This is a genomic window from Mycoplasma feriruminatoris, assembly GCF_000327395.2.
Classification (GTDB): domain Bacteria; phylum Bacillota_I; class Bacilli_A; order Mycoplasmatales; family Mycoplasmataceae; genus Mycoplasma; species Mycoplasma feriruminatoris.
Genome location: NZ_CP091032.1, coordinates 973,481 through 986,836 on the forward strand (window position 1 = coordinate 973,481; position 13,356 = coordinate 986,836).

General features: G+C 26.3%; 8 protein-coding genes. All 8 read right to left on the reverse strand.

The genetic code is table 4. The annotated features are described in order from the left end of the window. Positions 1 to 2 precede the first annotated feature (2 nt). Positions 3 to 1,013, reverse strand: coding sequence for an ABC transporter permease (locus D500_RS04115; RefSeq protein WP_008363110.1), 1,011 nt, complete (start codon positions 1,011 to 1,013; stop codon positions 3 to 5). A gap of 1 nt (position 1,014) precedes the next feature. Beyond that, positions 1,015 to 2,088, reverse strand: a complete 1,074-nt coding sequence (locus D500_RS04120) for an ABC transporter permease (RefSeq protein ID WP_008363108.1) — start codon at positions 2,086 to 2,088, stop codon at positions 1,015 to 1,017. After that, positions 2,088 to 5,051: a periplasmic substrate-binding domain-containing protein gene (locus D500_RS04125; RefSeq protein ID WP_008363106.1), complete on the reverse strand. Its 2,964-nt coding sequence runs from the start codon at positions 5,049 to 5,051 to the stop codon at positions 2,088 to 2,090. Before D500_RS04125 ends, D500_RS04120 begins: the two co-directional genes overlap by 1 nt. An 8-nt stretch (positions 5,052 to 5,059) precedes the next feature. Then, the gene (locus tag D500_RS04130) at positions 5,060 to 10,951 is read right to left on the reverse strand and encodes a PDxFFG protein (protein WP_008363104.1); all 5,892 of its coding nucleotides are present in this window, start codon (positions 10,949 to 10,951) and stop codon (positions 5,060 to 5,062) included. A gap of 456 nt (positions 10,952 to 11,407) precedes the next feature. Beyond that, positions 11,408 to 12,049, reverse strand: a complete 642-nt coding sequence (gene nusG / locus D500_RS04135; protein WP_008363102.1) for a transcription termination/antitermination protein NusG — start codon at positions 12,047 to 12,049, stop codon at positions 11,408 to 11,410. Positions 12,050 to 12,066: 17 nt separating this feature from the next. Further along, the gene (gene secE / locus D500_RS04140; RefSeq protein ID WP_008363100.1) at positions 12,067 to 12,399 is read right to left on the reverse strand and encodes a preprotein translocase subunit SecE; all 333 of its coding nucleotides are present in this window, start codon (positions 12,397 to 12,399) and stop codon (positions 12,067 to 12,069) included. Beyond that, positions 12,399 to 12,560, reverse strand: a complete 162-nt coding sequence (gene rpmG / locus D500_RS04145; protein ID WP_008363098.1) for a 50S ribosomal protein L33 — start codon at positions 12,558 to 12,560, stop codon at positions 12,399 to 12,401. The genes secE and rpmG overlap by 1 nt, the downstream gene beginning before the upstream one ends. A gap of 60 nt (positions 12,561 to 12,620) precedes the next feature. After that, positions 12,621 to 13,355 carry a 23S rRNA (guanosine(2251)-2'-O)-methyltransferase RlmB gene (gene rlmB / locus D500_RS04150; RefSeq protein ID WP_008363097.1) on the reverse strand — a complete coding sequence of 245 codons (735 nt, stop codon included), beginning with the start codon at positions 13,353 to 13,355 and terminating at the stop codon, positions 12,621 to 12,623. Between the last annotated feature and the right edge of the window lies 1 nt (position 13,356).

The following is a 13,356-nucleotide window of genomic DNA, read 5'->3' on the forward strand; positions in this document are numbered from 1 at the left end:
TCCTATCTTTGTCTTAATAAAGTATCTTGTACAGAATTAGCCATTAATTGAATAGAAGTAGTTACTAAAATTAACATAAATGAAGGAATTAAAACATAACGTGGAAATACAGTAAAGATTTTTGAACCATCACTAATTAAATTACCTAAAGTTGCAACATTTGGAATTGATAATCCAATAAAAGCTAATGAAGTTTCAGAAAGAATAATTCCAGGAATGTGAAAAACAATTTCAGTAATTAGTAAAGGAATTAAAACTGGTAGATAATTAGCTAAAACTTTATAAGTTGGAGTTCCTAAAACTTTTGATGCACTTACTCATTCAAATGATTTTGCTCTTAAAACTTGTGAACGCATTTGGTTTGCAATTCCAGTTCAAGAAGTAAATGATAAAGCAAATACCATAACTCAAAATGTAGGTTTAATAATAATTGTAATTGTAATAAGAATAATAATTGATGGAACGTTTGAAATGATCTTAATTATAAAAGTCATAAATTTATCAAATATTCTAAAATGACCCATCATAATTCCAATAATTAAACCTATAAGTACTTGAATAAAAGTAGCAACAACAGATAAAGTTAATGAATATCTTAATCCGTGTCATAAACGTGCTCATAAATCTCTACCTAATGCATCAGTTCCTAAAATATGACCATTAGTAAAAAATGTTAGGTTTTTATCTTCAACATTAATAATTAAAGGATCTTTAGTAGTTAAAGGAATGATTAAAGCTAATATGATTAAACTTGCTAAAATAACAAATCCAAATACTCCAGCAAATGATCGAGAAAATCTATAAAAGAATTCAACAAAACCATTTTTTTGACTATGCATTTTACTTGTTTCACTAAACTCTAATATGTTTCCAACTAGTTGTCATTGTTGATAAGCTAAAGGGCGTAAAATTCTGTTTGGTGCTAAATTTGCTCCGCTTATATTAGTTGGACTTAATTCAGCTCTTTTTTTACGTTGATGTCATGATTTAAATGATTCAGATAATTTAAACATTTTAAGCTCTCTTTCTTACTCTTGGATCAATTACTTTATATAAAGCATCACGACATGTATATGACAAAATAGTTAGTAGTGAAAATAGAGTAACCATAAATAAAATAATGTTAAAGTCTTTTGAAGTAATTGCATTTAATAACAACCCACCAGATCCAGTAATAAAGAAAATTTGTTCTATAAATAATGAACCAATAAAACTTCCAAAAATTACTACTGGGAAAAATGTTGCTATTGGAAATAGTGCAGGTTTTAAAGCATGAGTTCAAACAAATCTACGTTTAGAAATTCCTTTTAAGTAAATAAATTTACAGTGTTGAGAGTTTAATTCTCTATTTAATTCAGTTCTAATGTATTTAATATAAACAATAATCGAACCTAAAGATAGTGAAAATCCAGGAAGTATATATGAAGCTAAATTAGCTTGATCAAATATATATGGAATATTAGCTGATCGACCTAATAACAATAACCATAAAGCAAACACTAATGATGGAATTGATGAAAAGATTGATACTAATACAGTTGCTATATGATCTGGAAGCTTATCTGGATTCATTCCAACATAAACTCCTAAAGGTATACCAATTAATAAAGTTAACATAACTGAAAATATACCTATTAAAAAGCTTTTATAAAATCTTACTCAAACAAAGTCATTAATTTTTTCACCAGGAAACACTGATAAACTAATTCCAAAATCTAAATGTAAGATGTTATATAAATAAATTCCATATCTAACAAGTAATGGTTGATTTAAACCATAATGTTCTTCAACAGCAGCTTTAGCTGCTTCATCAAGTCCAGCAGTTAATCCAGTTCCACCTGGTACTAAGTTAATTAAAAAGAATGTAGCAGTAATAACAATAAAAGCAACAATTAAAAACTCAACAAACACTCAAATTGTTCTTAATAAAGATGAAATTCAAGGTGTTTTAATATTAAAAATACGTTTATGTCAAGCAAATTGATATTTTATTTTATTACTAAAATCTACATATTGTTTATGCTCTATTGCATTTTTTGGTAATGTAGATAAATCATTAACAAAATTAGATGTTGTTTTTGATTTCATTATTCATCCTCCTTAATATCAGTTGGTAATTTTGGACTTGGTGGGAAAGCTGTATCATATGCAAATTGTAATGAATAAGTAAATAAATTATCAGTTCCATTTACTCTTGAAATTTCTCAATAAGTATCAACTTCCATTAAAGGAACAACTGGAGCTGCATCACGAATAATTTTTTCTAAAGCTCCAATAATTCCAAATGAACTTTGTTCAGTTCATTTTTCTTTAGTTATTTCTTTTTCTGTATATTGGTTTGTAAAAAAGGCATTAACACGTTCTGTATATTCACTTAATGATTCTTTTTTAGTTTCACCATTATCAGTTTTGTATTCAGCTTTTCTAAATGGTAGTTCTATGATTTTTTTTCATAAATTATCATTTATACGTAGACGTTTTCTTAATTTTTCGGCTTCTTCTTTATGTTTATCATCAATTACTACTTGTCCTTTTTCGTTTAGTTTATAACCATAACTACTAAAGTATTTTTCATAAGTAAATGAACCAGATGGGTTGTTTCTAAATCCTGTAGTTTTTGCATTTTTACTATCAATTCCATCAGTTCTGAAAAACACTCTTACATAACTATAAGCATCAGATCCAAATGCATCAAAGTTACGATACAATAGATCAAAATCACCTTTAGTTCTTGCATATTCATACACGTTTTCAGGTAAGCTTTTAATTTCAATATCTATAAATCCATCAAAGGCTTTTCTCATGAAATCTTGTAAGGCAATTCCAGCATTTTGTTGTTCATCAGTTGAATTTGAAATGTATTTTAAAGTCAATGATTTAACGTTAGGATTTTTCTTTTTAAATAGTTCTAAATATTTTCTTGCAATATCTAGATCAAATCCTTTATCAGTTCTATCAACATGTTCAAAATTATATGATTTTGACAAGTGATCTATATGTTTATAGTTTTGAACTGGTATAGCTTTTTTAGCATCAACTTTTGTAAACATTTCATCGTGATCAAATGCAACTTCAATAGCATCTCCAAATGATGAAGAACCTTGACCAAAAGCAGTTCAAGTAATAACTGGATATGATGAGTTTCAACCAACAATGTTTAACATCTCATCACGATTAATTGCATAATAAATTGCATTTCTTAAATCAGAATCATATATAAAACGTGAATCAGAATTTTTATCATCTTTTATTTTTTCATATCTTTCTTGATCTAAGTTAAAAGCTAAAGCAATTGTTCCAAAACCAGCAGATTTTTTCATATATTTTCTATAGTCTTGATTAGTTCAATAAGCTAATTGACTAATAGCTGGTATTTTAGTTGCTGCAATGTATTTATCATCATATAAAGCAGCATTAATGTTTGGATTTGAACTAAAGAAAATCTTAATTTTATTTGAAATAGTTTTAGGTGCTGAATAGTAATTTGGATTTTTTCTTAATAATAAATATCCTTGAGGACCTAAAACTGAATCTTCTAAATTAAATGCTCCATTTGTTAAAAAGCGTTCTTGAGTTAAACCAAATTCATTAATTCCACCATTTATCTCAACAAATTTTCTATTAATTGGAAATAAAGTTGATAGCATATCTTGAACAACACCTGAAAGTGAAGTTGGTTCAGTTGCTGAATATTCAACTCTTAAAGAATATTCATCTAAAGCTAATTCTCTATGTCATCTGTATTTTTTAGCATCAAAACCATCAACAAAATCATTTTTTAAAGTATCAATTGAATAATGCTTATTTACTTCTTTGTTATAAGCATCAACATTTTTTTCATCATATTTAACTGAAACTTTTGCTTTTAATTCTTTTGATTGTTTTAAAAGTTCATCAAAATCTTTACTAAATTTTTGTCTTGGATCAGTAAATAAATATTTTTTAATTTTTACAGCTTTTCTTTGAGGAAATGTTTTAAGTTGTTCACTAGTTAGATTTGGATTTAAACGTTCTAGATTAGGTAGCATTACTATAGTTTCATCAGCATTTGGATCAAAATCAGGAGAATAAGGTATGCTACTTAAAATTTCTCTATTTGAATAATTTCAATATAATCTTCCTGAATATAAACCTAGTTTTAAAACAGCTGATTTTAATTTATCTAAAACTTCTTTTTCTTCTTTTATAATTTGTTGTTTTTCTTCATCAGAAACTGTTTTATTTCTATATTTAGAACTGTTTTTTAAAATGTGATCAATTTGAGATGCATAAAAATTGTCTTTGTAATTTGGATTAAATACATCATAAACATATTTATTATCAATCTTTTTTAGTTCTGGATATTGAAATGGATTATTATAAGTTACTCCAAATTTTCTAATGTATTCATTTTGTAAATCAACAACAGTTTGAGCATTAGCAAATTTACGTTGTAATATGTTAGTTAATCTTTGAGATCCAGTTGATAAATCTAAAATATAGTGAAGGGCATCAATATAATCATCAGCTACAACTTCATCATTATTACTTCATCTACTTTGACCATTATTTAACAAAATATTTGCCGATTGAATCTTATTATTACTTTCTAAAATACTTACAGGATGATAAGTACTTTTATCTGCACTTAAAGTTCCAGTAGTATTTCCAAAATTATCTAGTGCATAAAATCTACTTGTTGGACTACTACTTGGTTCTTTAGTTGAATAATATTTATCAATACTTGTAATTCCTTTTGAAACATCTTCTGAAGTTAGTCTTACATCATTTGTATAAGCTCCCATTGGAATTTCAGGAATAGATAAAATTCTTTTTAAATTTTCACTAGGTCCAGCTTTTAATGGAGCTTCAACTAATGAAGGTAACACTTTACTAACTGATGCAAATTTAATGTAGTTTAAAGAGTTAATTGGTTCAGCTACTAATCCTAAATCATAGTTTATAGCTTGTTTTTGAGATTTTTGATTAGCTATGATCAAAGGCACACTTATAGCAGTAACACCTAAAGCTGAACTACCAAATATGATTAAAAATTTAGTTAATTTTTTCATAAACCCTCCTATTTAACTCCATTAAATTGATCATAAACATAAAGTGTGTTTTCATAATGTTTAAATCCATCAGCATCAACTTTAACTGGATCTTTACTTCTTTGCATTCTAATTGGTGCTTGTGAGAATGTTTTTCCATTTTCAGCAATTGATTCAAAGTTACCAAGATCAGTTTTAATAATATCTTTAGTTCCTTTTTCATCACTTGAAAAGTACACACTATATTTTTGTCCTGGTGTTAGTAATGCATTTTGATATTTAGACATAATTGCATAATCACTAACTCATGAAACAAAACCAGTTCCACTATGTTGACCATTAGTATCTTTATAGTTGTATTTTTCTTGAGCTAAAGTATGACGAATAGCATTTCTTTGTTCATCAGTTTTTGCAGCTTCATATTTCTTTTCATTTTCAATGTTTTGAGTTTTGTAATAAAACATATTACTACTAAACTGTTTATTAATTTTTACTGTTTTGATTTCTCCAGTATCTTGGTTTTTAAATGCTAAGTAATTAGCTTTATTTGCAACATCACTTGATAGATATCCAAACATAGCAACTGCATCTTTTGTTGCATCTCTTCAAATACCACTAATGTTACGTTTTCCAACACCTTGAGATTGAATGTAGAATTGTCAATAAGCATTAACTCTTGAATCAACTTTTTTGCCTTCTAGATCTTTAATTCTAATTGCGTCATCTTTTATTGGTTTTCCATCATCATCATAAAGTTTGAAATCTAAAAAGTCACGATATCATCTATCTTTAAATCAACCGTTATTTATTGATTGGAATTCTCCAAAATAACTGTTATTGTAGTTTGCATCATCACTTAGATTTGATTGGCTAGCTAATTTAGATTTTTTATATCTAGTATTTAATGCTTCAGCTTTATTTTTTGCTTCATTATCAACTAGTTTTTCATAATCTAAAATTGCATTAACAATACCATTTCTTCCATCACGATCATTAATTTTAATTGCTTTTTTCTTTCATTTAGCAGTTGTAGTTCCATCAACAACATACTCTAATCCAGTTGTAGCTTCACTAATGTTTGATAAAAAGCTTGGCATATTTCCAAAGTCATGATTGCTTGGTGAATAAGTAATTTGTAAGTTATCACGGTTAATTACTTCAGCAAAACTATAAGTATAATCTGAGAATAATTCATTGAATTTACGTTCAGTTTTCTTATAGAAGTATTCTAGAACATCTTTAGATGGAGAAGTGTGGAATTGAGCAGTAGCTAGTGATGAAAAGATACTTAGTAAATCGAATTTTTGGTTTGCAATATGATTATTTGTTTGATCAGTATATAATTGTATTTTTCCATCAAAAACCAATGAATCAACTAAGTTAAATTGTTTAAAGTCGACCTTTAAATCTTCAGCAAGTTCTTTATACGCTTTCAATAAATCTTTAACACCAATTTCTCATTTATTTTCATCAGCACCTTTTTGCTTAAACTCAGATTTTTTAAATTCACCATATCCATGAATTGAGTCAAAAATTCATCCTAATTCTTCTTTTTTTTCTATTTGTTCTATTGAAAGTGCACTATTAAACATTGCAAAATATGAAGAACTAAATCTACGCATTATTTCATTAGCTCAAAGTTGATCTGTTTTATCATTATTAGCTTTTTCATAGAATTTTTTAAATGCTTCTTTTTGGTTTGAATTCATTCCTGGTGTTTTATCAAGCTTATCTAAAACATGGGTCTTATAATTCTTTTTAAATTCATTGATATCAACTTTTGTTTCAACATATTTCTTATCTCAATTAACTGCATTATCAGAATCACTATATTTAGCTTTTGTTAAATCTACATTTACAAATTCTAACCATTTTTCAGCATCATTAAATTCTAGTTTATTGCCTTTAAGGTTAAGAAGTGAACCAAATAAACCATTTAAAATGTTGTAATCAAGAGTTTTTAGTCCGTTAGAATAATTTAGTTCTAACTTACTAATGCCTGACAGATTTTGTGTTGCATTGTCAAAACTCATTATTTTTCCAGATTTATCCATCATATTTCAAATAGGATTTTGGTTCAATTTATTTGAGATAAAAGTTGGTGTGTAGGCAGACATTCATTTCAATACTTTTTTAGCATTAAATATTTTTTCATATTCTTTTGGTAATTTGCTTAAAAAATACAAATCTGTGTATGAATCTTGTAGTTTAACATTAGGCATATACATTTTATCCTTGCCCATTCATAACACTTGTCCTGATCCAGCATTAGTTGGATTATTAGCTGTTGTGCCAGCTGTAAATAAAGTTTTTAGTAATGAGTCAAAACTAACTTGACCATTATTAGAATCTGTATTAGAATTTTTAGGGTTTGCATATATTAAACTAGATTGTTGGTTTTTGTACTTTTCATTCGCGGTGGTTTCACTACCATCTAGGTTGTAATATTTAACCTTTGCAGAATTAGTACCATTACTTTTGTATGAACCTTTTTCAACATCTCTATTAGAAACATAATTACCATAAATTTTCTTAAACATTTCATTTACTTCACCTGGTAATCTACTTCCAAAAATTTCTTTAAGGGTTGGATAGTTGATATCTATTTTTGCATCTAAACTAAGACGTGTGTCGTTTTTATCTCATCCATTTATTGTATACTTATCAACGACTAAAGATTTGATTGTTTTTTCAACAACTTTTATGCTTTCGTTAACAAAGTCAATAGTTCTAGCATGATCTGTATCATCCTTGTTTAGTTCTTCATTAAGTGGAACATTAACAATCGGAGATCCATCCTTGTTATGAATTAAAACTTTTGTAACTTTGGTATATTTACCTTCCTTGTCCTTTTCTCCTTCAACAATTTTTGGATCTCCAGATTCAGTAAAATCTATAGGTTTTCCTAAACCATCTTTAATTATTCCTTTTAGCATTTTTAATGAAGCTGGCTGAAATTTTAATTTTCCAGTTTTCTCATCTTTATACATATACTTAACTACTTGATTTTCTTGTTTAGAACTGTTAACAGTTGGATTTAATGTACCTGAATAGTAGTCAATTGCGTTAGCAACCCATAGATCGAATGGACTTAATCATTTTTTATCATCATCACTAGTCAATCCACTTTCTTTTTGGCGCTCTTTTACTGCTTCTAAAAATCCTGCGAAATCTTGTAAAAATCTTCTCTTTTTATTACTGAAAGCATCTCTAATACTTGGATTTTCAATGTCTACTCCTCAAATATCAGAATCTTTTTCTAAAGCATTTTCATCTTTTTTAGTACTGAAAGTAATCTTTCCATCTTTAGTTTTTTTAGCAAAATTAAATACAGCGTATTCCCCGTAGTCTTTAATTACACCAAATTGATCTAAAAGACGTTTAGTTTCTAGTTCAATATGAGTACGGGCTTTTAAAAATAAATCAACAGCATCCCTACTGTAATAGTTATTAATATTTGGAGTTCCTCCAGGAGTTAAGGCGCTAATAAAAATTGGATCACTGCCTTTATTTCCTAGATCATGAGCACCATTTAAAGTAATGTGGTGTCCATATTCGTGAGCTCCAACAAACTTTAGAAAGTCTGTTGATATACCTTTAAAATTCTTATCTGACATTTTTAAAATGGCTCATAATCCAATACGATCATCTTTTGTAAATCCTAGATATTTACCATTTTCTAATTTGTATTGCATTACACCATTTTCATCAATTGTTTTTTTGATGTGGGGGCCTTCTAGTCATTGTGCAGCGTGGGGGACTTTTTCTAGTAATTCATCAATTAAATTTTCATAAGCATCTGCATAAACGTTAAAGGTTTTTTCAATTTCATTAGTTACTGGATTTCTTAAATCACTTTCTTCTTTTAAAACACTTGGTGAAACCATTTTCTTGTAACCTAATACACTAAATAAATCATTAGCAGCTCTAATTACATCACTTTTTGCTTGAGCATCAATTGAAACTTTTACTACTTTATTACCAAAAGCAGTTTGATTATTTGATGAACTTCCATTTTCTACATTTTTTAATGTAACTAATAATTTTTTACCTTCTTTTTTAAGATCAGCTAAATCTGATTTAAAAACCAGCTTATTAATTTGCTCTTGACTAGCTTTAGGCTCTATAATACCTTTTTTGGTTAATATGTCAACAAGTTCAACTTTAGAACCAGCAACAATTAACTCGTTTTCGTTTTTTAATTCTTCATACTTAACGTCATCAGATTTTTGTGAATCTTTAACATATTGTGAGTATACAAAAAAAGTAGTAGCCCCTTTTAAAATATTTTGTCTATCAGAAATAAATTGATCTAGATTATAAAAATCTCTTCAACTCAATCTTTTTTCATTAGACTGTTCAACTAAAGTTTCTAAAGAAATTAATTCAGGTGTTGAATAAGCAATATCACTATCGTAATATTCTTTTTCTATAAACTTCTTATTATTAGTATTTTGACCTAGAATTTTTGCTAATTTAGTTTCTATTTCAAATACTTTTTTATCAGCACTTTTAAGATCTTCTGATAATTTATCAGTTTGTTTTTCTTTATCATTCAATAGGTCAGCAAATGATTTAAGCTCTTTATAAACTTCACTTAAACTGCTTGTATCTTTATGTTTTGCTTTAATTAACTCATTAATTTGAGATTCTAAGTTTTTTATTTTGTCTTTAAGTGCTTGTTTAAATTTAGAAAACTCAAAGTAATTTTTTAGTGAAACATAATTTGTTTTATTATCGGGCGTTTTTTGCTCAGTTAAAACATCTAAAAGAGAATTGTGAATACTGTAAGTAGACTTATCATTAAATGTAATTACTAATTCTTTATCAATGATTTTTTTATTATCTTTTAGAGTCTGTAGTTCTTGTTTTACTTCAGCCTTATCAATAATTTTTTCTTCTAGTTTTACACTTGATGGAGTAATATTATCTAAGAATTTGTGTGGGTCATTTTTCTTATATTCATTAAATTTAGATTCTAATTTCTTACGAGCTTCATCTAAACTATTAGCAGAAACAATAAATAAATAATCTGATTTGTGTTCTAATCTTTTCTTTTCTAATTCTGAATAAGTTTTAGAAAATTTATTTTGTCAACCAGCTTGTTTATAAGCAAATACTTTTTGACCTTTTAAAAAACTAACGTTAGTAATTCCTCTAAAGTATGATTTATCAATTGTTTGTTGTGATAAATTAGCTAGTGAGTTATAGTTACTAATGTTAGTTAAAAAACTTTCTAAATCTTTTTGAGTTAAAACTTGTTGGTTTAACTTATATGTTAATGATTCATGAGCATTACCTCTACCACTTAAATTAGAATAAATTGGTAATGTTCCAAAAAAGGCATCTGGATAAAACTTAATTGTAGTATCTTCTTTGTTTTTGTTACTATGAGCACCTAAAGTAATACTATTACCATTCATTTCAACACCTTTAACGATTGAAAATGATTTTAAGGTAATGATTTCAGGACCTCAAGAAACGTTTTTCATAAATCATTGAGTAAATTTGTAAAATTCTTGTGGACTAACAGCTTCTATGTATTGGTTATAGAAATTAAATGATCCATATCTAATATTTAAGTATGGTAAAGCGTGATATTTTTTATAATATTCATCTAAATATTTTTCAACAGTCATTTCTTTTCCATTTAACTTAACAACATTTTTTACTGGATCATAATCGACCTTAAATTTATTATTATGAATTTCAGAAAATTGAGTTACAGGTAAAGTGTTAGGATCAATAAAGGCATTTTTAAAAGATTCTTTATCACTAAAATTTTTACGACCAAGCTTTTCAACAGAAGTTGTTGAGTACTTGTAAGCAGAACCTAGAATAGTAGCAGTTGCAGCAATAATTAAACCAGCAGATATAGCATATTTATGTCATACGTATTTTTTAAAATTTATTTTAGCCATAAGTAACACTCCTTAATGAATATGTAATATATGATTTTGAATAAAAAAAAGAGATATTTAATCTCAATATGAATAAAACGTTATAACTTTTTAATTATTAACATCAACCAAAAAATATTACTAAGCCAAAATAAAAATAAATTTTAAAAAATTATTTAACTTCCATATTAATAATATTTCACTTTCAAGTTGTTTATTCTATATTAATAGGTATAATACCATAAAGTTTTTTAGAATTGCAAATACTTAGTGTTTTTTTATTTAAAAATAAATTAAAAAACATAAATTAAATTTTTAGAAAGTATTTAAAAAAGTCTTTTAAATAGGCTTTTTTTTAATGTTATACACATTTATATTTATAAATTTAATTAAAAAATAAATTTTGTGTTTTTATTTAATTAAAAATAAAAAAAACTAGTTTTTAAACTAGTTTTAATTATATTTATTTTTTTTAGATTAATATTCTTTAATAGGTTCAACATTTTTAAATGAAACTTCTAAAGTTGTTCATCTTCCAAACATTTCAATAGAAACAAAAGCTACACCTTTAGAATAATCCATATCTTTAACAGTACCTTCTTCATTTTCATGAATACCTGATTTAACTCTAACAATATCTCCGATTTTAAAGTTAGCTGTATATAATTCTTTTTTAACAACAGCTTCATTTTTAGCTTTTTCTTCTTCAACTTCTTGTTCATGAGTTTGTTCAATTTCACCAAGATTTGGTACTAACATATTTAAAGTTTCTTCAATAGTTAAAGGAGAAGGTTTAGCTCCACGCCCACTTGATCCAATAAATCCAGTTACTCCTGGAGTGTTTCTAATTAAAAATCAAGCTTTTTCACTCATAACCATATTAATAAAAATATAACCAGGGAATTTATTTTTAACTGATTCTTTTCCAGATTTACTTACTAAATTAGCTTTTGAAATTTTAATTGAAAAAACTTCATCTTCAATGTTTGCTGATTTTATTTTTTGTTGAAGATCACCTAGAACTTTTTCTTCATGACCTGTTTGACAAGAAATAACAAATCATTGTCCTTTAGCTTCTAAAATCTCATCTTCTAGTTTTTTAATTTCTTCATAAGTCATATATTTATCTCTCCTAATTAAATTGCTTTTATTAATCTAAATAAGTGTTGGATTACAATATCTACACCAAAAAACAATAAAGCAAATATAGCCATAAAAATAATTACTATTAAAAATTTCTTACCTAAGCTTCCTGATCCAGTTCATCTAATTTTAATGAACTCTTTTGACATTCTTATTGGTAGTTCTTTGAATCATTTTCTAAAGTTTTTTGGTTCTTTTTCCTTTTTAACTTTTAGTTTCTTTTTGGTTGATTTTGAAATTTTATGAGTGTTTTTAGGTTTTATATTTTCTTGTTGTTCAACTTGATCGATTGGTTGTATTTGATCTAAATTAATTTCTTTTTCCATTATCTAGTTTCCTTATGTAAAGTGTGTGCATTACAAGTAGTGCAAAACTTTTTAATTTCTAATCTTTGTTTTTGTGTCAAACCACTCTTATTAACAGAATAATTTCTGCTTAAACACTCAACACAAACTAATGTTGCTTTTTTATTTGTTGAACCTTTCATATAAAACCTCCAAAGATACTAACAATTATTATTATATATGTATTTCTTTTAATTAAAAAACTATGACAATTTGTTCAAATAATTTGCTATTCAAAAACAAATAATTGAACAAGCTACACTTGCATTAAATGAATCAATATTTTTATTAGATGGAACATAAATATTAAAATCACTATTTTTAGTTAATAACTCACTAACACCTTTTTGTTCATTTCCAATAATAACAGCTGTTTTATTAGCAAAATCAGTTTTAGTCATATCAGTTGAGTTTTGATTTAAATTAGTTGCATAAATTCAAAAACCATTATCTTTTAAAACTTTAATAGCATTATTTAAGTTATTAGTTTTGCTAATTTTAATATCAAAAGCTGAACCACTACTTGTTTTTAAAACAGTTGAATTAACTTGTACTTGCTTTTTATCTAAAATAATAATTCCATCAACATTTAACAAACTACAACTTCTAATAATTGCTCCAAAATTATAAGGATCATGAATTTGATCTAAAATTAAAACTAATGATTTTGTTTTAGTATTTAAATCATTAACTAACTCATTAAAAGGAGTATAGTTATAATCTTTGATTTGTGCAATTATACCTTGGTGTTGAGCATCAAGTTCTAGTAATTGATCTAATTTTTCTTCTTTAACTACATTAATTCTAATTTTAGATTTTTTAAGATCAAATTCATTTAAAAGTTTTAAATCCTTAACTCAAATTTCTTTAACCATATTTTGATGTTTTTTTAATAATTCATAAACTACATGTTTACCATAGATTAAATTAGAATTCATA